General features: G+C 69.7%; 18 protein-coding genes. 9 read left to right on the forward strand and 9 right to left on the reverse strand.

All coding sequences use genetic code 11. From position 1 onward, the window contains the following. Positions 1-55 precede the first annotated feature (55 nt). Positions 56-1,462: a family 2B encapsulin nanocompartment shell protein gene (locus tag ACWDAG_RS40810; protein ID WP_450700622.1), complete on the reverse strand. Its 1,407-nt coding sequence runs from the start codon at positions 1,460-1,462 to the stop codon at positions 56-58. A 296-nt stretch (positions 1,463-1,758) separates the two neighbouring features. On the opposite strand from ACWDAG_RS40810, the gene ACWDAG_RS40815 reads away from it, so the two are divergent. Both ACWDAG_RS40815 and ACWDAG_RS40820 read left to right on the forward strand, forming a co-directional pair. Continuing rightward, positions 1,759-2,349, forward strand: coding sequence for an N-acetylmuramoyl-L-alanine amidase (locus tag ACWDAG_RS40815; protein WP_450700623.1), 591 nt, complete (start codon positions 1,759-1,761; stop codon positions 2,347-2,349). Between the two features lie 125 nt (positions 2,350-2,474). Continuing rightward, positions 2,475-3,383 (forward strand): 1-aminocyclopropane-1-carboxylate deaminase/D-cysteine desulfhydrase, encoded by a 909-nt coding sequence (locus ACWDAG_RS40820; protein WP_450700624.1) that lies wholly within the window; start codon positions 2,475-2,477, stop codon positions 3,381-3,383. A 197-nt stretch (positions 3,384-3,580) separates the two neighbouring features. Here the strand turns inward: ACWDAG_RS40820 and ACWDAG_RS40825 are convergent, their stop codons facing one another. Next, positions 3,581-5,176 carry a Na+/H+ antiporter gene (locus tag ACWDAG_RS40825; protein ID WP_450700625.1) on the reverse strand — a complete coding sequence of 532 codons (1,596 nt, stop codon included), beginning with the start codon at positions 5,174-5,176 and terminating at the stop codon, positions 3,581-3,583. A 63-nt stretch (positions 5,177-5,239) separates the two neighbouring features. Between ACWDAG_RS40825 and ACWDAG_RS40830 the strand changes: the two genes are divergently transcribed. The 3 genes from ACWDAG_RS40830 to ACWDAG_RS40840 all read left to right on the forward strand — a co-directional run bounded on the left by ACWDAG_RS40830 (position 5,240) and on the right by ACWDAG_RS40840 (position 7,317). Further along, the gene (locus ACWDAG_RS40830; RefSeq protein WP_099931235.1) at positions 5,240-5,500 is read left to right on the forward strand and encodes a UBP-type zinc finger domain-containing protein; all 261 of its coding nucleotides are present in this window, start codon (positions 5,240-5,242) and stop codon (positions 5,498-5,500) included. 270 nt (positions 5,501-5,770) lie between these two features. After that, a complete protein-coding gene (locus ACWDAG_RS40835; protein WP_004925829.1) occupies positions 5,771-6,184 on the forward strand; it encodes an ATP-binding protein in 414 nt (137 codons plus the stop codon). Beyond that, the gene (locus ACWDAG_RS40840) at positions 6,181-7,317 is read left to right on the forward strand and encodes an RNA polymerase sigma factor SigF (RefSeq protein ID WP_450700626.1); all 1,137 of its coding nucleotides are present in this window, start codon (positions 6,181-6,183) and stop codon (positions 7,315-7,317) included. The genes ACWDAG_RS40835 and ACWDAG_RS40840 overlap by 4 nt, the downstream gene beginning before the upstream one ends. A 37-nt stretch (positions 7,318-7,354) precedes the next feature. On the opposite strand, the gene ACWDAG_RS40845 is transcribed toward ACWDAG_RS40840, so the two are convergent. Continuing rightward, positions 7,355-7,804: a hypothetical protein gene (locus ACWDAG_RS40845; RefSeq protein WP_450700627.1), complete on the reverse strand. Its 450-nt coding sequence runs from the start codon at positions 7,802-7,804 to the stop codon at positions 7,355-7,357. Positions 7,805-7,972: 168 nt separating this feature from the next. Between ACWDAG_RS40845 and ACWDAG_RS40850 the strand changes: the two genes are divergently transcribed. Together ACWDAG_RS40850 and ACWDAG_RS40855 are read left to right on the forward strand one after the other, a co-directional pair. Beyond that, positions 7,973-8,941, forward strand: coding sequence for a diacylglycerol/lipid kinase family protein (locus tag ACWDAG_RS40850; RefSeq protein WP_450700628.1), 969 nt, complete (start codon positions 7,973-7,975; stop codon positions 8,939-8,941). A 319-nt stretch (positions 8,942-9,260) separates the two neighbouring features. Continuing rightward, positions 9,261-9,518 (forward strand): WhiB family transcriptional regulator, encoded by a 258-nt coding sequence (locus ACWDAG_RS40855; RefSeq protein ID WP_016639615.1) that lies wholly within the window; start codon positions 9,261-9,263, stop codon positions 9,516-9,518. 179 nt (positions 9,519-9,697) lie between these two features. Here ACWDAG_RS40855 and ACWDAG_RS40860 read toward each other — a convergent pair whose 3' ends face one another. Continuing rightward, the gene (locus tag ACWDAG_RS40860) at positions 9,698-11,164 is read right to left on the reverse strand and encodes a sensor histidine kinase (protein ID WP_450700674.1); all 1,467 of its coding nucleotides are present in this window, start codon (positions 11,162-11,164) and stop codon (positions 9,698-9,700) included. Between the two features lie 396 nt (positions 11,165-11,560). Then, on the reverse strand, positions 11,561-12,193 hold the full coding sequence (locus ACWDAG_RS40865; protein WP_450700629.1) for a TetR/AcrR family transcriptional regulator: 633 nt from the start codon (positions 12,191-12,193) through the stop codon (positions 11,561-11,563). 97 nt (positions 12,194-12,290) lie between these two features. Between ACWDAG_RS40865 and ACWDAG_RS40870 the strand changes: the two genes are divergently transcribed. Continuing rightward, positions 12,291-13,043 carry an SDR family oxidoreductase gene (locus ACWDAG_RS40870; protein WP_450700630.1) on the forward strand — a complete coding sequence of 251 codons (753 nt, stop codon included), beginning with the start codon at positions 12,291-12,293 and terminating at the stop codon, positions 13,041-13,043. A 64-nt stretch (positions 13,044-13,107) separates the two neighbouring features. On the opposite strand, the gene ACWDAG_RS40875 is transcribed toward ACWDAG_RS40870, so the two are convergent. Further along, positions 13,108-14,178 (reverse strand): SIS domain-containing protein, encoded by a 1,071-nt coding sequence (locus ACWDAG_RS40875; RefSeq protein WP_450700631.1) that lies wholly within the window; start codon positions 14,176-14,178, stop codon positions 13,108-13,110. A gap of 235 nt (positions 14,179-14,413) precedes the next feature. Between ACWDAG_RS40875 and nagB the strand changes: the two genes are divergently transcribed. Further along, complete coding sequence (gene nagB / locus ACWDAG_RS40880) at positions 14,414-15,199, forward strand: glucosamine-6-phosphate deaminase (RefSeq protein ID WP_450700632.1); 786 nt, start codon at positions 14,414-14,416, stop codon at positions 15,197-15,199. A 160-nt stretch (positions 15,200-15,359) separates the two neighbouring features. Here the strand turns inward: nagB and ACWDAG_RS40885 are convergent, their stop codons facing one another. The 3 genes from ACWDAG_RS40885 to ACWDAG_RS40895 are packed head-to-tail and all read right to left on the reverse strand — an operon-like array spanning position 15,360 to position 18,706. Further along, positions 15,360-16,847, reverse strand: coding sequence for a glycoside hydrolase family 3 protein (locus ACWDAG_RS40885; protein ID WP_450700633.1), 1,488 nt, complete (start codon positions 16,845-16,847; stop codon positions 15,360-15,362). Positions 16,848-16,856: 9 nt separating this feature from the next. After that, a complete protein-coding gene (locus ACWDAG_RS40890; protein WP_450700634.1) occupies positions 16,857-17,720 on the reverse strand; it encodes a carbohydrate ABC transporter permease in 864 nt (287 codons plus the stop codon). Continuing rightward, positions 17,717-18,706, reverse strand: a complete 990-nt coding sequence (locus ACWDAG_RS40895) for a carbohydrate ABC transporter permease (RefSeq protein WP_450700635.1) — start codon at positions 18,704-18,706, stop codon at positions 17,717-17,719. Before ACWDAG_RS40895 ends, ACWDAG_RS40890 begins: the two co-directional genes overlap by 4 nt. Between the last annotated feature and the right edge of the window lie 20 nt (positions 18,707-18,726).

Below are 18,726 nucleotides of genomic sequence, written 5' to 3' on the forward strand. Positions count from 1 at the left end.
GACCGAGGTGTACCCGCCCCGGAGGGCGGGGACACTGCTCCCAGGTGCAGAAACGTCACCGCCACCGGCCGATCTCGACGTTCTCCAGCACGCCGAGCGCATCCGGCACCAGGACCGCGGCCGAGTAGTACGCCGTCACCAAGTACTTGATGATCGCCTGTTCGTTGATGCCCATGAAGCGCACGGACAGGCTCGGCTCGATCTCGTCCGGGATGCCGGCCTGCTGCAGTCCGATGACGCCCTGCTCGGCCTCGCCGGTACGCATGGCGATGATCGAGCTCGTACGGGCCTCGGAGACCGGGATCTTGTTGCACGGGTAGATCGGCACACCGCGCCAGGTCGGGATGCGGTTGCCGGCCACCTCGATCGTCTCGGGGACGAGGCCGCGCTTGTTGAGCTCGCGGCCGATCGCGGAGATCGCGCGCGGGTGGGCGAGCAGCAGCTTGGTGCCGCGTCGCCTGCTGAGCAGTTCGTCCAGGTCGTCGGGGCTGGGCACACCGTCGTGCGGCTGCAGCCGCTGGTCGTACTCGCAGTTGTGCAGCAGTCCGAACTCGCGGTTGTTGACCAGTTCGTGCTCCTGGCGCTCCTTCAACGCCTCGACCGTGAGCCTGAGTTGCTGTTCGGTCTGGTTCATGGGCTGGTTGTAGAGGTCGGCCACGCGCGAGTGGATGCGCAGCACGGTCTGGGCGATGCTCAGTTCGTACTCGCGGGGCCTGGCCTCGTAGTCGACGAAGGTGTGCGGGATGTCCGGTTCGCCGCTGTGGCCCGCAGCGAGGTCGACCGCCTTCTCGCCGAACTTGTTGGTGCGCTGCTGCGGAATCGAGCGCAGCTGCTGCAGATGCTCACGCAGGGAGTCGCTGCGCTCCGCGACCATTTCGACGTCCTGGCGGGAGAGGGTCAGCACCGTGCACGCGGTGTCCGCGCGGGCCGTGTACTCCCAGATGGCGTCCGGGTCGAGCAGTGCCGCGTCGCCGAAGTAGGCGCCGTCGGCGAGCACCCCGAGGACCGCGTCGTCGCCGTACGGGCCCGTGCCGATCTTCTCGACCCTGCCGTGCGCCAGCAGGTAGACCTCGTCGGTCTGGCTGCCGAACGAGGCGATCACACTGCCGGGTGCGAACTCCTGCTGCCGGCAGCGCTGGGCCAGCTCCGCGAGCACCTCCTCGTCCTCGTACGACCGCAGCGCGGGAAGTTCGCCCAGCTCCGCGGGGATGACCTCGACCCGGTCGCCGGTCTTCACGAACGTGATGCGGCCGTCCCCGACTGCGTAGGTCAGTCGCCGGTTGACCCGGTACGTACCGCCCTGGACGTTCACCCACGGCAGCGTGCGCAGCAGCCAGCGTGAGCTGATCTCCTGCATCTGGGGTGCCGACTTGGTCGTCGTGGCCAGGTTCCGCGCGGCGGCGGTGCCGAGGCTCTGCTGCGGCTTGCCCTGCTCCGAACGGACCTCTTCGCCTACCGACATATGAGAATTGCCCTCCCCGCTCTCGCAGCCGACGCCGATGTGCGCCGCTGCGTCGATCTCCGCGGCCAAGCCTTCCATCACGGAACGTGTCGGTGCTATTACCCGAAAGAGCGGGAATGGATCACGTCCGACTGGGCACAAATGGGGATCCTGTCCAGCAGCCAGGTGTGAGCGGAATGGCCGGATCCACACCCCCTCCGCGAACACGAGGTGTGACGGCATCATTACTTTCGGTACAACCCCCTCCACAGGCGGTCGCGTCGGGTGGCCGTCGGCACGGTACGAAGGAGGCGGTCATGTCCTCACCCATGTCCGCGGGCAGTTTCCTCGACGGCCTCAGGGCCGAGGGCCTCAGCGTCGTAGAGGTGGGCGACTGGGAGCATCACAACCGCAACCACAAAGGCCCGTGGGGCCCGGTGTACGGCGTGATGATCCACCACACCGTCACCAGCGGCAGCGAACGCACCGTCGAGATCTGCCGGGACGGCTACGCCGGTCTGCCCGGCCCTCTCTGCCACGGCGTGATCACCAAGGACGGCACGGTCCACCTCGTCGGCTACGGCCGCGCCAACCACGCCGGCCTCGGCGACGACGACGTGCTGCGCGCGGTGATCGCCGAGAAGGCCCTCCCGCCGGACAACGAGGCCAACACCGACGGCAACCGGCACTTCTACGGCTTCGAGTGCGAGAACCTCGGCGACGGCGAGGACCCCTGGCCCGAGGCCCAGCTGGAGGCCATCGAGAAGGCCGCGGCGGCGGTGTGCCGGCACCACGGGTGGACGGAGCGGTCGGTGATCGGTCACTTGGAGTGGCAGCCGGGGAAGGTGGATCCGCGAGGGTTCACGATGGACTGGCTGAGGGGGAGGATCCACGAGCGGCTGAAGTGACGGCACCCGGCAGTAAAGCGGCCCCCCGGGGGCTGCCGCCCCCGGACCCCCCGCTTTCGGCCTGGACGGCCTCGTCCTCCAACGCCGGACGGGCTGAGATCACTGACCGGCGCAACAATGATCCCGTGAGCAGCCCCGACGACCTCGACCTCGCAGCACTGCGCCCTCAGCTGCCCTCTCCCCTCCAGGAGATCGAGGACGACCGTTTCACTCATCGCGGTCTCCGCCTCCTCCTCAAGCGCGACGACCTCATCCACCCGGAGCTCATCGGCAACAAGTGGCGCAAGCTGGCGCCCAATCTCGCCGCCGCGGCCGGTCGTACCGTCGTCACCTTCGGCGGCGCGTACTCCAACCATCTGCGCGCGACGGCCGCCGCGGGACGGCTCCTCGGGCTGCCGACCGTCGGTGTGGTCCGCGGCCAGGAGCTGGCCGACCGCCCCCTCAACCCCTCCCTGGCGCGATGCGCGGCCGACGGGATGCGGCTGCACTTCGTCGACAGGTCGACGTACCGCCGCAAGACCGAACCGGACATCCTCGCGCGCGTGCTGCGCACGGTCGGCGCCGAGGGCGGGTACGTCGTCCCGGAGGGCGGCAGCAACGCCGAAGCCGTGCGCGGGTGCCGGACCCTGGGCGAGGAGCTGCGCGGACGGGCAGATGTCGTCGGCCTCGCCTGCGGTACGGGCGGAACGCTGGCCGGGCTGGCTGCGGGGTTGGCCCCCGACCAGCGCGCCCTGGGCATACCGGTCCTCAAGGGCGACTTCCTGAACGACGACATAAGGGCACTCCAGGAGCAGGCCTTCGGCGGCCGGCGCGGCGACTGGGCGCTGGACGACCGCTTCCACTTCGGCGGCTATGCGCGCGTGCCGGGCGAACTCGACGCCTTCGCCGGGGACTTCGAGGAGCGTCACGGGGTGCCGGTCGAGCGTCTCTATGTCGCCAAGTTGCTGTACGGACTTGTCGCCCTCGCACAGGAGGGCGCCTTCGCGCGCGGAACGACGGTGGCGGCCGTCGTCACCGGACGGCCCTTCCCCTAGGCACGGCGCGCCAAGCAGGGGCCGGCGAAGTCCGTTGCGGCACGGCAGCGACCTGAAGGAGCGCGGGGCTGTGTCGATATGCGGCTCCGCCGCGATGGGGGTCCCCCCGCTCGAGCGAAGCCGAGAGTGGGGGAGCGACCAGCCACGACGGCGCCGCAGACGATCGACGGCACATCGCGGCACATCCCGCGCAGCGCTCAGGCAGTCTCCCGGTAGGCCGCCGCCTCCTCCAGGTCCAGCCTGCGCAGCAACGTCCGCAGCATCTCGTCGTCGATGTAGCGGCCGTCGCGCAGCCTCACGAACATCGCGCGTTCGGCCCCGATCATCTCCCGGGACAGCCGACGGTAGGTGTCGTCGACGGACTCGCCGGTGACCGGGTTGGTCTGGCCGAGGCGTTCCCACACGGCGTTGCGGCGCTGCTCCAGGACCTGCCGGAGACGGTCGGCGAGGGGTGGTGGGAGGGCGTTGCGCTCGTCGGCGAGCAGTTCGTCCAGGCGCCGCTCGGCGACCCGGGAGGCCTGCGCCTGGGCGTTGGCCTCGGCGAGGGTCTCGGCCTGTGCGTCCCGGCCGGGGAACTGCAACAGGCGGATCACCGGGGCCAGGGTCAGTCCCTGCACCACCAGGGTCCCGATGACCGTAGTGAAGGTCAGGAAGAGGATGAGGTTGCGCTGCGGGAAGGGGCCGCCGCCGTGCACGGTGAGCGGGATCGAGAAGGCGATGGCGAGCGAGACGACACCGCGCATCGCAGCCCAGGAGGTGACGATCGGCCCTCTCCAGGTGGGGTTGTCCTCGCGCTCCCTGATCCGCGCGGACAGGATGCGGGGCACGAACGTCCCCGGATACACCCACACGAAGCGGGTCACGACGACCACCAGGAACACGGCGACCGCGTACCAGGCGGCGTCCACGCCCTTGTACTCACCGAGGCCCTTGAGGACCACGGGCAGTTGCAGGCCGATGAGCGCGAACACCGCCGACTCCAGGACGAACGCGACCACCTTCCACACGGCCTCCTCCTGGAGGCGGGTGGCGAAGTCGACCTCCCACGCGCGGTGTCCGAGATAGAGGGCGACGACCACGACCGCGAGGACACCGGAGGCGTGCACCTGCTCGGCGACGGCGTAGGCGACGAACGGGATCAGCAGGGACATCGTGTTCTGCAGCAGCGCCTCCTTGATGTGCGTGCGCAGCCAGTGGATCGGCAGCATCAGCACCAGCCCGACCACGACGCCGCCGACCGCCGCCAGCAGGAACTCGCCGATCCCGCCGATCCAGGAGGCCCCCTCCCCGACGGCGGCCGCGACGGCCACCCGGTACGCGGTGATCGCGGTCGCGTCGTTCAGCAGGGACTCGCCCTGGAGGATGGTCGTGATCCGGGAGGGCAGGCCCACCCGGCGGGCGACCGCCGCCGCGGCGACCGCGTCCGTCGGCGCCACCACCGCGCCCAGCACCAGCGCCGCGGGCAGGGGCAGCCCTGGCACGACGAGATAGGCGACCCAGCCGACGACGAAGGTCGCGAACAGCACGTAGCCCACCGACAGCAGCGCCACCGGTCGCATCGTCGCCCGCAGATCGAGGTACGAGCTCTCGACGGCCTCCTTGTGCAGCAGCGGAGGCAGCACCAGCGGCAGCACGATGTCCGGGTCGAGGGTGTAGTCCGGCACCCCTGGGACGTACGAGACGGCGAGCCCGACCGCGACGAGCAGCAGCGGGGCCGGCACCGGGGTGCGCCGGGCCACCGCGGCGATCGCGGCGCTCCCCGCCACCAGCAACAGCAGTGGCATCACGTCCATCGTCCTCGCCCGCCCTCAGTTTTTCCGCGCGGTCATCCGCACACCCGTCGTAATCTGGCAATCATGAAACAGTGCACGCACGCCGACGCGCTGCCCGATCCAGAACCCGGTCCACTGACCGAGACATGTCCGGAGTGTCTGGCAGCGGGCACCCACCCGGTACAACTGCGGCTGTGCCTCGCCTGCGGACACGTCGGCTGCTGCGACTCCTCGCCCGGCCGGCATGCGACGGAGCACCACAAGGACTCCGGCCACCCGATCATGCGCACGTTCGAGCCCGGTGAGAACTGGCGTTGGTGCTTCGTGGACCACGTTCTCGTGTGACCCTGGACAGCCGGGGGACGACCCGCGATCCGGACGGTTCGACCGTCTGACGTCTGGGTACGTCAACCCGGCGCGCGTTCTTCCCAATTGGAGCCGCAGACCCCTAGACACGGAGCGTGTCCACAGTTTTACTGTGAGTGACGGCAAGGGGTTGGGGTCCCGGGGACGGGAAACTTGAGAGCGCGATAGCGTCACCGCTGAAGAACACATCGCGTTATCCCGGGGGGCGACCCTCGGCCCCCAGAAGCTTGTACCACCTTGGAGGTGAGGGTGTCCCAGATCGCAGGCGAGCCCGCGACCCAGGACTTCGTGGAAGTCCGGCTGCCGGCTGCGGGTGCCTACCTGTCGGTGCTGCGTACGGCGACTGCCGGCCTCGCGGCCCGTTTGGACTTCACCCTCGACGAGATCGAGGACCTTCGCATCGCGGTGGACGAGGCCTGCGCGATCCTGCTCCAGCAGGCCGTGCCCGGCTCGGTGCTGAGCTGCGTCTTCCGGCTCGTCGACGACTCGCTCGAGGTCACCGTCTCGGCCCCGACCACGGACGGCCACGCCCCCTCGCGGGACACCTTCGCCTGGACCGTCCTGTCCGCTCTGGCGGGCAAGGTCTCCTCCGCCGTGGACGAGGACAAAACCGTTTCGATCAGCCTCTACAAACAGCGCGGCGCGGGACCCGGGCCGGCGTGAGGACAGGGGACGGGCCGGTGCGTGACGAAGAGCGCGGCACACGAGAGCTGCCGGCCGAGGGCGCAGGCGGGTCCCGACGCATTGGGGACTCCGTCGGCGGCGCCGACGGCATCGACGGCATCCCCGAGCAGGCCCGGCCGCATCCGGAGGACGACGCCGACAGCGCAGCGGCGGTCGGCTTCCCGGACGACGGGCAGCGGGATCGGGAAGGTGCCGTGCAGAGCACGCCTCTGGACGGACGGAACGGGGTCACCCCGGTCCGAGCAGAGGCGAGGGCTCGGAGAAGGGCGACGGGCGGGACGATGAGCGAGCACGAGCGAAACGCCGAGGGCGACGGGCAGGACGCGCAGAGCGTGCAGCAGGCCACGCAGCACGACGCACAGGACCGCAGCGGGGCGCGCGCGATGTTCATCGAGCTGCGCAGCTTGAAGGACGGCAGCCCGGAGTACGCGGAGCTGCGCAACAAGCTGGTCCGTATGCACCTGCCGCTCGTCGAGCATCTCGCGCGCCGCTTCCGCAATCGCGGCGAGCCGCTGGACGACCTCACGCAGGTCGCCACCATCGGTCTGATCAAGTCCGTCGACCGCTTCGACCCGGAGCGCGGTGTCGAGTTCTCGACGTACGCGACCCCGACGGTCGTCGGCGAGATCAAGCGGCACTTCCGCGACAAGGGCTGGGCGGTGCGCGTGCCGCGGCGCCTGCAGGAGCTGCGCCTCGCGCTCACCACGGCGACCGCGGAGCTCTCGCAGCAGCACGGCCGCTCCCCCACGGTCCACGAGCTCGCCGAGAAGCTGGCGATCTCGGAGGAAGAGGTCCTGGAGGGCCTGGAGTCGGCCAACGCGTACTCCACGCTGTCCCTGGACGTCCCCGACACGGACGACGAGTCCCCGGCGGTGGCCGACACCCTGGGCGCCGAGGACGAGGCACTGGAGGGCGTCGAGTACCGCGAGTCGCTCAAGCCGCTCCTGGAGGACCTCCCGCCCCGGGAGAAGCGGATCCTGCTGCTGCGTTTCTTCGGCAACATGACCCAGTCGCAGATCGCGCAAGAGGTCGGCATCTCGCAGATGCACGTGTCCCGCCTGCTGGCCCGCACACTGGCCCAGCTGCGGGAGAAGCTCCTGGTGGAGGAGTAGGACCACTCGGCCCTACGGCGACTGCGGCGCCGTACGACTACTGCTTGCCGTCCTGCGCACGGCCCGGACCCTTGATCCCGAGGGCCTGGGTCGTCGCCGGATTGACCAGCAGGACCAGCGCTGCGACGGCCACGACGGCGAGCGCGATGCCCGCCGGGATCGCCACGCTGTCGGCCTGGAGCAGGTTGTAGGCCACCGGCAGCGCCATGATCTGCGTGATCACCGCCGGGCCCCGGCTCCAGCTCTTCTGCTTGAGCAGCCCCCGCGCGGCCAGCAGCGGCAGCAGGGCGAGGACGACCAGCGTGATACCACCGGTGACGGCGGACCGGCGGTCGTCCGGTGCACCCGTGAGGCCCTCCACGAGCATCCAGACGCCTCCGACGGCCAGCGCAGTCCCCTCCAGCGCGGCGAGCGCCGCGGCGTACGTCAGGCGGCGCGGGCGGGGGCCGGTGTCTTCCTCGGTGGCGGGGGTCTGCTCACTGGTCACCCCTGAAGGGTAGCCCTGGCGATGTGCGCCTCTGCGGCGAGTCCGGGGGACGCGGACCGCCGCGGCGAGGTTGAGAACGACCCTCGTGGTGAGCCTCACTCCCCCACCTCTTACCTGATCCCTACCTCGAACTGTGCCCGGTACTTCCCAGTAGGTACGCTGCAACTCATGCGTGCACTTCTCGTGGCCAATCCGGCAGCAACCACCACAAGCGCACGTACGCGCGATGTCCTGATCCACGCCCTGGCGAGCGAGATGAAGCTCGAGACGGTCACCACGGAGTACCGCGGACACGCGCGCGACCTCGGCCGGCAGGCGGCGGAGAGCGACGACATCGACCTGGTCGTGGCCCTCGGCGGCGACGGCACGGTCAACGAGGTGGTCAACGGCCTGCTGCACGCGGGACCCGACCCGGAGGGCCTCCCCCGGCTCGCGGTGGTCCCGGGCGGCTCCACCAACGTCTTCGCCCGCGCCCTGGGCCTGCCCAACGATGCGGTCGAGGCGACCGGCGCGCTGCTGGACGCCCTGCGCGAGGGCAGCGAGCGTACGGTCGGCATGGGCCTCGCCGAAGGCACGCCGGGCACCGAGGACGAGGCGGTCCCCTCCCGCTGGTTCACCTTCTGCGCGGGGCTCGGCTTCGACGCGGGCGTGGTCGGGCGGGTCGAGCAGCAGCGCGAGCAGGGCCGGAAGTCCACCCATGCCCTGTATCTGCGCCAGGTCGCACGCCAGTTCCTGCAGGAACCCAACCGGCGGCACGGGTCGATCACTCTGGAGCGGCCCGGCGAGGAACCGGTGACCGATCTGGTGCTGTCGATAATCTGCAATACGTCACCGTGGACGTATCTGGGCAATCGTCCGGTGTACGCGTCGCCTAAGGCCTCGTTCGATACCGGGCTCGACCTGCTGAGTCTCAGCCGTATGTCGACGGTCTCGGCTGCCCGATATGCCACGCAGTTGCTCACTTCGTCCCCTGAGCGCGGCCCCCATGGCAAGCACGTCGTGTCCCTGCACGACCTGGACCGGTTCACCTTGCATTCGAAGGTGCCCCTGCCCCTCCAGATGGACGGCGACCACCTGGGGCTGCGTACGAGCGTGACGTTCACAGGCGTACGCCGTGCACTGCGTGTGATTGTGTGAGCAGAAAGGGCCGAAGTCCTTTCACTCGAACGTTTAGGCCAGGATCCACCCCATGGAAGTACGGCTGTGACCTAGTCGACACCGAGGAATCAAAAAAAACTTTCCGGAAGGGGTTGTATCCGCCGCTGAGGTTTGCGAGTCTCTACGTGGCGATCGGGACGGCCCGCAACACCGGCATCCACAGATCACCGGAACCCCTCTTCAGATCACAGGACCTCGCCAGGGAACCTGGCGCTCGGCCCTTCACTTGTTGAGGGATTCGTGAAAGCGTTCACATTCACAAGCAACCTGCATGTAATACCAAGGAGAGGTAGCAGCCATGGACTGGCGTCACAACGCCGTTTGCCGCGAGGAAGACCCCGAGCTCTTCTTCCCCATCGGCAACACCGGTCCTGCGCTGCTGCAGATCGAGGAAGCCAAGGCCGTCTGCCGCCGCTGCCCCGTCATGGAGCAGTGCCTGCAGTGGGCGCTCGAGTCCGGCCAGGACTCCGGCGTCTGGGGTGGTCTCAGCGAGGACGAGCGTCGCGCCATGAAGCGCCGTGCCGCCCGCAACCGGGCCCGTCAGGCCTCCGCCTGACAACCCGCCCCGCAACAGCCTGAGCTTGGCGGCGCGTACAGCGAGTACGCATCTCCCGCCCCCGAGCCGCAGCGCGCAGTACCCCCGATGCGCAGCACAAGCTGGCAACGAGCATTTCAGCCCCGGACCTGGGAACGGTCCGGGGCTTCTTGCTGTGTACGGCGCCCCGCCGGACGGCGTTACTTGTGGGCCCGCACCGGCACGTCCAGGATCACCCGGGTGCCCCGCTCGGGCGCCGGGACCATGTCGAAGGTGCCGCCCAACTCCCCCTCCACCAGGGTGCGTACGATCTGCAGCCCCAGATTGCCGGCGGTGTGCGGGTCGAAGCCCTCGGGCAGGCCGACGCCGTCGTCCTGGACGGTGACCAGCAGGCGGGCCTCCTTTGTCGTGCCACCGCGGACCGCGGAGACCTCGACCGTGCCGGTGTCGCCCTCGCGGAAGCCGTGTTCGAGAGCGTTCTGCAGGATTTCCGTCAGGACCATGGAGAGCGGGGTGGCCACTTCGGCGTCCAGGATGCCGAAGCGGCCGCTGCGCCGGCCGGCGACCTTGCCCGGTGAGATCTCGGCGACCATGGCCAGCACCCGGTCGGCGATCTCGTCGAACTCCACGCGCTCGTCCAGGTTCTGGGAGAGCGTCTCGTGCACGATCGCGATCGATCCCACGCGGCGGACGGCCTCCTCCAGGGCCTCCCGGCCGCGGTCGGACTCGATGCGCCGGGCCTGCAGGCGCAGCAGGGCGGCGACCGTCTGGAGGTTGTTCTTCACCCGGTGGTGGATCTCCCGGATGGTCGCGTCCTTGGTGATCAACTCGCGCTCGCGGCGGCGCAGTTCAGTGACGTCACGGAGCAGGACCAGCGAACCGATGCGGGTGCCCTTGGGCTTGAGCGGGATCGCGCGGAACTGGATGACCCCGTCCCTGGCCTCGATCTCGAACTCGCGGGGCGCCCAGCCGCTGGCCACCTTGGACAGCGCCTCGTCCACGGGTCCGCGGGTCGGGGCGAGTTCGGCGGTGGTCTTGCCGAGGTGCTGGCCGACGAGGTCGGAGGCGAGGCCCATGCGGTGGTACGCCGACAGCGCGTTCGGGGAGGCGTACTGGACGATGCCGTCCGCGTCGAGGCGGATCAGGCCGTCGCCGACGCGCGGCGCGGCATCCATGTCCATCTGCTGGTTCGCGAACGGGAAGGAGCCGGCCGCGATCATCTGCGCCAGGTCCGAGGCGCTCTGCAGATACGTCAGTTCGAGGCGGCTCGGGGTGCGTACGGTCAGGAGGTTGGTGTTGCGCGCGATGACGCCGAGGACGCGCCCGTCCCGTCGTACGGGGATCGACTCGACCCGGACGGGGACCTCCTCGCGCCATTCGGGGTCGCCCTCGCGCACGATCCGGCCCTCGTCCAGCGCCGCGTCCAGCATGGGGCGGCGGCCGCGCGGGACGAGGTGGCCGACCATGTCGTCCTGGTAGGAGGTGGGGCCGGTGTTGGGGCGCATCTGGGCGACCGATACGTACCGGGTGCCGTCGCGGGTGGGGACCCACAGGACCAGGTCGGCGAAGGAGAGGTCGGACAGCAGCTGCCACTCCGAGACCAGCAGATGGAGCCACTCGAGGTCGGAGTCGTCGAGGGCGGTGTGCTGGCGGACCAGTTCGTTCATGGAGGGCACGTGTGTGAGCGTACCTGGGGGTATGTGCAGGTCCTAAAACGGCCGGAGGTCCGTCCGGGCCCTGAAAACACCCGCGGGCCGCGGCGCCTGGGAGGGACCCTCAACCCTCCCGGCACCGCAGCCCGGAGCAATATCGGCCGCGGGGTGTGCGGTCCCGGATGGCCGAAGGATGAGGAGCCGGGGCAGTCAGGGCAGAGAGCTCCGGATCCTCCGTCCGTCTTCCTGTGCGGGGAAGACGGAAGCTCGTGCGTACACGCTCTTTACGCATTGTGGACTAGACCACTATCTGTGTCCATGCGTTGGAGCCTGTTTGTTGTTGTCAGTTCTGAGGCTGCTACGACTGGTCGGACGCCCTAGCATTCACCACGCAGCCTAACCCGTGTGGGTTCATGTGCGGGGCCAGATGGACATGGCAATTTCCGCAAGCGCCTGCAGTTCCTCGCGGCTCGCGCCGTCCCGCGCCTGCTGGGACATGCCCTGGATGACCGCCCCTGTGTGCCGGGCGAGCGCGGCGGCATCGGTGCCGGGCGGCAGCTCCCCCGACGCGATGTCGGCCCTCATACGACTCTCCAAGGCGGCGATGTTGGCATTGCGCCGCTCGCGCAGGGACGCCTCGACTTCAGGGCTCGTGCAGTTCGTGGCCGCGTGGATCACGAGGCAGCCGTGCGGTCGGCCGGGGGCCGTGTACTCCGTGGCGGCCTCCCGCAGCATCCGCTCCACGGCCGCCCGGGCGGTGGGCTCCTCGGCGAGGGCCCGGTCGGTGAAGGAGCCGTAGCGGGTGCCGTACACGGTCACGACCTCGTCGAACAGCGCGCGCTTGTCACCGAAGGCCGCATACAGGCTCGGCGCACCGATGCCCATGACGCGGGTCAGGTCGGAGACGGAGGTCGCCTCGTATCCGTGCTCCCAGAAGGCCATGACCGCCTTCTCCAGCGCTGTCTCGCGATCGAAGGAACGAGGGCGGCCGCGGGGCTTGGATGCGGTCTGCGCCTTTGCCTTCGTGTCCTCACTGCCCACCATGGAGTGAATTGTATAGGGGTCGCTAGAGAAATGTCGGCGGACTGCTGTACGGTCTTTTTGTAGCGACCGCTAGATATTGCGTGAGAGGGGCGCCGACATGGGTGTGCTTGCAGGCAGGACCGCACTCGTCACGGGGGCGAGCAGGGGGATCGGGCGCGGAATCGCCGAGCGACTGGGGCGCGAGGGAGCACGGGTCGCGGTCCATTACGGGAGGAACGAGGCGGCGGCGAAGGCGACGGTGTCCGCGATCGAGGCGGCGGGCGGCTCGGCGTTCGCGATCGGGGTGGAGCTGGGACTGCCGGGGGACGTGGACGCCCTGTGGGCGGAGTTCGACCGGCATGCGGACGGGCTGGACATCCTGGTGAACAACGCGGGGATCGGGAAGTCGCGGTCGATCGAGGAGATGGACGAGGAGGAGTACGACAAGCTCTTCGCGGTGAACGTGAAGGCGCCGTTCTTCCTCGTCCAACGGGGCGCGGCGCGCCTGCGGGACGGGGGCCGGGTCGTCAACATCTCGTCGGGACTGGCCAGGACCGCCGCGATGCCGCACAACATGGCGTACTCGATGACCAAGGGCGCGCTGGACGTTCTCTCCCGCGACCTGTCCAAGGTGCTGGGCCCCCGGGGCATCACCGTGAACTCGGTGGCGCCGGGGCTCATAGACACGGACAACACATACGAGGTTCTGCACGGCAGCCCGGGCGCGTGGGAGTGGGCGGCGGGGGTCTCCGCGCTGGGGCGGGTCGGCGAGCCGGCAGATGTCGCCGACGTGGTGGCGTTCCTGGCATCGGACGCCGGTCGGTGGGTGACGGGGAGCTGGGTGGATGCGACGGGGGGTTCGCTGACGTAAGGGTTCCTACGGGGCCGGTGGCGGCCGCCCGCAGACAGGCTCGGTCGGGCGGCCGCACAAAGGCTCAGTGGGTCTCGGTCACCTTGGCCAGCGCCCGCGGCGCGTCCGGGTCCTGGCCGCGGGCGATGGTGATCTCGTGGGCCAGGAGCTGGAGCGGGATGATCTCCAGGATCGGCTGGACCTCCTCGGCCACGCCCTCGGTGGGCAGGACGAAGCCGGCGGAGGCCCGCTCGACCTGGTTCCTGGGCCCGACGACGAACAGGTCGGCGCCGCGGCCGCGCAGCCGGTCGAGGACGGGCTGGAGGGCCTCGCCGCCCTTGCCGTCGGTGACGACCGCGATGACCGGGGAGACGTTGTCGACCATGGCGAGGGGGCCGTGCAGGAGGTCGGCGCCGGAGTAGGAGAGGGCGGGGATGTAGCTGGTCTCCATGAGCTTGAGGGCGGCCTCCTTGGCCGTGGGGTAGCCGTAGCCGCGGGAGGTGATCACCATGCGTTCGGCGAAGCGGTAGCGGGCGGCGAGGGCGCGGACCTCGTCCTGCCGGGCCAGCAACTGCTCGGCGAGGTCCGGGAGTACCTTCGCGGCGGCGCCGTCGCCGTCGCGCAGACCTTCGACGAAGAGGTGGAGGGCGAGCAGTGAGGCCGTATAGGTCTTGGTCGCGGGGAGGGCCTTCTCCGGCCCGGCCATGATGTCGATGTGGTACTCGGAGACGCCGGCCAGCGGTGAGCCGGGGTTGTTCGTCACGGCGAGGGTGATCGCGCCGGCCTCGCGGGCGGCGCGGGTGGAGGCCACCAGGTCCGGGGAGCCGCCGGACTGGCTGACGGTGACGACGAGGACGTCGGTGAGGTCCGGGCGGGCGCCGTACGCGGTGGTGGTGGACATCGAGGTGAGGCCGCAGGGCAGGCCGAGGCGGACCTCCAGGAGGTACTTGGCGTAGAGGGCGGCGTTGTCGGAGGTGCCGCGGGCGGTCAGCAGGACGAAGCGGGGTTTGCGGGCGGCGATGTCCTGGGCCACCTGCCGGATGCCGGGGGCGCCCTCCTCGAGGATGCGGCGCAGCACGGCGGGCTGCTCGGCCATCTCACGGGCCATGATCCGGCCCGGGACGTCGCTCCGGGGGTCCGGTGTCGCGGCGGTCATGGTGGGTCCTTCCGGGTCGGCTGCGGAGTGCTGCGAGGTGCTGCGCAGGGCAGCGCCGCACTCATTCCACTCCCCCGCGGCGAATGGCGCCTGTCCTCCGCATGGAAAGACGATGACCCCAGTCCACCTGGGCCACAAGGGGTCATTCTGTTAGATTGGTCTAAACCACATAGCCCGTTCCGGGTGCCGGTTGAGCCCCCCTCTCCAGACCGTTTCTTCAGATCGGCAGGCCAGCGTGGAAGTTGTCATCGTTCCGGACGCCAAGTCGGGCGGCGAGCTCATAGCCGAGGCCATGGCGCAGCTTCTGAGGCGCAAGCCGGCGGCGCTGCTCGGTGTGGCCACCGGCTCCACCCCGCTGCCCGTCTACGAGGCGCTCGCGGCCAAGGTGCGCTCCGGTGCCGTGGACGCCTCGCGGGCGCGGATCGCGCAGCTCGACGAGTATGTGGGGCTGCCGGCCGACCATCCGGAGTCGTACCGTTCGGTGCTCGGGCGCGAGGTGCTGGAGCCGCTCGGGATCGGGATGGACGCGTTCATGGGGCCCGACGGGACGGCCGAGGACGTGCAGTTGGCGTGCGCCGCGTACGACAGGGCGTTGGCCGAGGCCGGCGGGGTGGATCTGCAGTTGCTCGGGATCGGGACCGACGGGCACATCGGGTTCAATGAGCCGTGTTCCTCGTTGGCCTCGCGGACCCGGATCAAGACGCTGACCGAGCAGACTCGGGTGGACAACGCGCGGTTCTTCGACGGGGACATCGAGCAGGTACCGCATCACGTGATCACTCAGGGGATCGGGACGATTCTCGAGGCGCGGCATCTGGTGCTGCTGGCCACCGGTGAGGGGAAGGCCGACGCGGTCGCCGCCACTGTTGAGGGGCCGGTGGCTGCGGTGTGTCCTGCTTCGGCGTTGCAGTTGCATCCGCATGCGACGGTCGTTGTCGATGAGGGGGCGGCTTCCAAGCTGAAGTTCGCGGACTACTTCCGGTACACGTATGTCAACAAGCCGGAGTGGCAGGGGATCTAGGGCGGTTACGTCTGCCGGGATCTGTGATCTTCGGGCTGCGGATCGTGGTGGGTTGCTCGCGCCCACGCGGCGGAGCCGCACATCAAGACAGCCCCGCGCCCCTGAAAAACGTGCAGGCGCCGGTCCCTTGAAAGGACCGGCGCCTGACTCGTCGTAGTCGCTACACCCCCGCAATGACCTCCGCCGCCGCTCGCCCGCACACCCGGGCCGCCCCGTGAGTGGCGATGTGGAGGGCGCCTCGGGGGGTGGCCTGGGGCAGGCCCATTTCGACCACGACGGTGTCGGGGCGGGCAGACAGCAGGGTGTCCAGGGCGGTTGCCATCCAGGGGTGGCGGTGTTCGTCGCGGACGACGGCCACGATGCGGCGGGGGCCTGCCGTGGCCAGGGCGGTGCGGCCCGCGTCCTCGCCGGCGAAGCTGCCCGTCTCCGTGCCCGGCAGGAGGCGGAAGAGTTCCGCCGCGATGCCCCAGGGGGTCTCGTCGCCGACCGCGATGTTGGCGACGGGCGTGAGGGCGGCGACGTAGGGCGGTTCGGTGAGCGGGGTGAAGGGCTCCGCGGCGGTCGTCCTCAGGGCGCGGCGGGCTGCGCGGAGGCCCACTTCGGTGTCTGGGGTGCGTTCCGTGTCCGTGGCCGCCGCGGTGGCCGTCCAGCGGGCCAGGGCCCGGACCCGTTCCGCCGCGTCCGCCAGGCGTTCCTCGGGGAGTTCGCCGGTGCGGACGGCCGTCACGAGGGCGTCGCGCAGGCGCCGTACCGTCTCGTCGTCGGCGAGGCCGCCACCCACACAGATCGCGTCGGCGCCGGCGGCCACGGCGAGGACGCTGCCGCGCTCGATGCCGTACGTACCGGCGATGGCCTGCATCTCCATGCCGTCGGTGACGATGAGGCCGTCGTAACCGAGTTCGCCGCGGAGCAGCTCCGTGAGCGCGCGCGGCGAGAGGGTCGCCGGACGGTCCGGGTCCAGGGCGGGGATCAGGATGTGCGCGCTCATCACCGCGCGGGTGCCGGCCGCGATCGCCGCGCGGAACGGGGCCAGTTCGCGGGACTGGAGCACCGCCGTGTCCACGTCGATGCGCGGGAGCGCGTGGTGGGAGTCGACGGCCGTGTCGCCGTGGCCCGGGAAGTGCTTGGTGCAGGCGGCGACTCCGGCGGACTGCAGGCCGGTGACGTAGGCGGCGGTGTGCCGGGCGACCAGGTCGGTGTCGGCGCCGAAGGAGCGTACGCCGATCACGGGGTTGGACGGGTTGGAGTTCACGTCGGCCGACGGGGCCCAGTTGAGGTTGACGCCACAGGCGGCGAGGCGGCGGCCGAGTTCGGCGGCCACGTCCCGGGTCAGCTCGACGTCGTCGACCGCGCCCAGCGCGTTGTTGCCGGGGAAGGAGGAGCCGGTGCGGACCTCGAGTCGGGTGACGTCGCCGCCCTCCTCGTCGATGGCGACGAGGACGTCGTCGCGTTCGGCGCGCAACTGGGCGGTCAAGGCCGCCAGTTGTTCGGGGGAGGCGATGTTGCGGCCGAAGAGGCCCACGGAGGCGAGTCCTTCACCGAGGCGGCGCAGCAGCCAGTCGGGGGCCGTGGTGCCGGTGAAGCCCGGTTGCAGGACCGTCAGGGCGTCGCGCGTCAGAGTGTCTGTGCCGCTGGCGAATGTCGTCATCGGGTGGCGTTATCCCTTCACTGCGCCGGCGGTCAGGCCCGCGGCCATCTTGCGCTGGACGAGCAGGAACAGGGCGACGATCGGCACGGCCATCATCGTGGCTCCGGCCATCATCGGGGCGTATTCGGTGCCGTGCTTGGTGGTGAAGTTGCCGAGCCAGACGGTCGCGGTCTGGTTCTTCTGGCTGAGCAGCATCAGGGCGTAGAGGTACTCGTTCCAGGCCTGGATGAAGCCGTAGACCGAGGTCGCGACCATGCCGGGGGCGAGGAGGGGGAAGACAACGCGGATGAAGGCTCCGGTGCGGCTGCAGCCGTCGACCATGGCCGCCTCTTCCAGTTCCTTCGGGATGTTGACGATGAAGCCGCGCAGCGTCCACACCGTGAAGGGGAGGATGAAGGTCAGATACGTGATGATCAGGCCCGAGAGCTTGTCGTACTGCTCCAGGTCGTTGAGGAGCAGGAAGATCGGGATGATCATGGCGACCAGCGGGACCATCTGGACCGCGAGGATGCCGACGATCACGATCTTGCGGCCGCGGAAGGCGAACCGGGAGATGGCGAGCGCCGCCAGCATGCCGACGACGATGCCGATCGCCACGACCGAGACGGAGACGATCAGGCTGCGGCCGACCGGGCCCCAGAAGTCCGCGATGGCCAGCGCCCGGCGGAAGTTGTCGAGGGTGAAGCCGGTCGGGAACAGGCTGGGGTCGGGGTCGATGGTGTCCTTGGCCGGCTTGATGGCCGTGTTGAGCATCCAGTAGACGGGGAAGCCGGCGGTGAGGAAGACCAGGAGGCCGAGGAGGTTCCAACCGAGCTTGGACTTGCGGGGCAGCGAGCTGCTGCCCGGCGTCGCCACGGCGTTCATGATGGTCATTCGACCTCTCCGATCTTCAGCATCTGGCGCATGTACACGGCGACCACGCCGAGCAGCAGCACCACGGTGATCAGGGCGATCGCGGAGCCCTGCGCATAGTCGTTGACGACGAAGGCACGGTCGTAGGAGTAGGTGGTGAGGAGCTGGAACTCCGCCTCCGGGTGGCCGTTTCGCATCACGAAGACCTGCGGGAAGACGCCCATGTCCCAGATGACCGACAGGGTCGTGAGCATCACGATGATCGGCTTGAGGATGGGCAGGGTGACGTAGCGGAAGACACCCCAGGAGCCCGCGCCGTCGAGACGGGCGGCCTCCTCCAGCTCGGCGGGGACCTGGGTGAGGCCGGCGCTGAGGGTGATGACGACGAAGGGGACGGCGCCCCAGACGACCAGGAGCATGATCACGGCCAGGCCCTGCGGCCCGCTGGCGAACCAGTTGTGGCCGATCAACTCGACGCCGGGCACCTTGCTGAGCAGGGCGTTGAGGATGCCGTAGTCCGCGTCGAACAGCCACTTGAAGACGGTGGTGGCGACGATGATGGGCATGCCCCAGCTGGCCACCAACACGATGTTGACCAGCGTCTTCATCCAGCCGGAGACCCGCTGCAGGAGCAGCGCGATCAGCATGCCGAGGACCATCGTGAAGATGACCGAGCCCGCCGCGAAGACGATCGTGCGGACCACGACCTGCCAGAACTCGCCGTCGCCCAGCACCCCGGTGAAGTTGTCGAACCCGACCCACTGGGCCGGCAGGAAGCCCCACAGCTGGGACTGCCCGAACTTCTGGAAGGAGAGCGTGACCAGGCGGACCAGCGGATAGCCGAGGACGAGCGCCAGGATCAGCAGACAGGGGGCGAGCAGCAGCCAAGGGGTGGCCGCGCCGCCCGAAGTCCGGGCTCTGCGTGGATTCCCCGCGACCGGCGGCGGTGGCGGCGCCTGCCGCGGTGGCGGCACCTTGGCAGGGGTGGTCGTGTCTGCGGCACTCATCGCGCGCTCCTCAGCGGTCC

The organism is Streptomyces sp. NPDC001157 (assembly GCF_053598255.1).

Coding starts and splice junctions, on each gene's coding strand:
- ACWDAG_RS40885 (WP_450700633.1), bottom strand. CDS start 16,847: ATGACGACATTCGCCAGCGGCACAGACACTCTGACGCGCGACGCCCTG.
- ACWDAG_RS40870 (WP_450700630.1), top strand. CDS start 12,291: ATGGGTGTGCTTGCAGGCAGGACCGCACTCGTCACGGGGGCGAGCAGG.
- ACWDAG_RS40865 (WP_450700629.1), bottom strand. CDS start 12,193: ATGGTGGGCAGTGAGGACACGAAGGCAAAGGCGCAGACCGCATCCAAG.
- ACWDAG_RS40850 (WP_450700628.1), top strand. CDS start 7,973: ATGCGTGCACTTCTCGTGGCCAATCCGGCAGCAACCACCACAAGCGCA.
- ACWDAG_RS40875 (WP_450700631.1), bottom strand. CDS start 14,178: ATGACCGCCGCGACACCGGACCCCCGGAGCGACGTCCCGGGCCGGATC.
- ACWDAG_RS40860 (WP_450700674.1), bottom strand. CDS start 11,164: ATGAACGAACTGGTCCGCCAGCACACCGCCCTCGACGACTCCGACCTC.
- ACWDAG_RS40895 (WP_450700635.1), bottom strand. CDS start 18,706: ATGAGTGCCGCAGACACGACCACCCCTGCCAAGGTGCCGCCACCGCGG.
- ACWDAG_RS40830 (WP_099931235.1), top strand. CDS start 5,240: ATGAAACAGTGCACGCACGCCGACGCGCTGCCCGATCCAGAACCCGGT.
- ACWDAG_RS40890 (WP_450700634.1), bottom strand. CDS start 17,720: ATGACCATCATGAACGCCGTGGCGACGCCGGGCAGCAGCTCGCTGCCC.
- ACWDAG_RS40855 (WP_016639615.1), top strand. CDS start 9,261: ATGGACTGGCGTCACAACGCCGTTTGCCGCGAGGAAGACCCCGAGCTC.
- ACWDAG_RS40810 (WP_450700622.1), bottom strand. CDS start 1,462: ATGTCGGTAGGCGAAGAGGTCCGTTCGGAGCAGGGCAAGCCGCAGCAG.
- ACWDAG_RS40825 (WP_450700625.1), bottom strand. CDS start 5,176: ATGGACGTGATGCCACTGCTGTTGCTGGTGGCGGGGAGCGCCGCGATC.
- ACWDAG_RS40815 (WP_450700623.1), top strand. CDS start 1,759: ATGTCCTCACCCATGTCCGCGGGCAGTTTCCTCGACGGCCTCAGGGCC.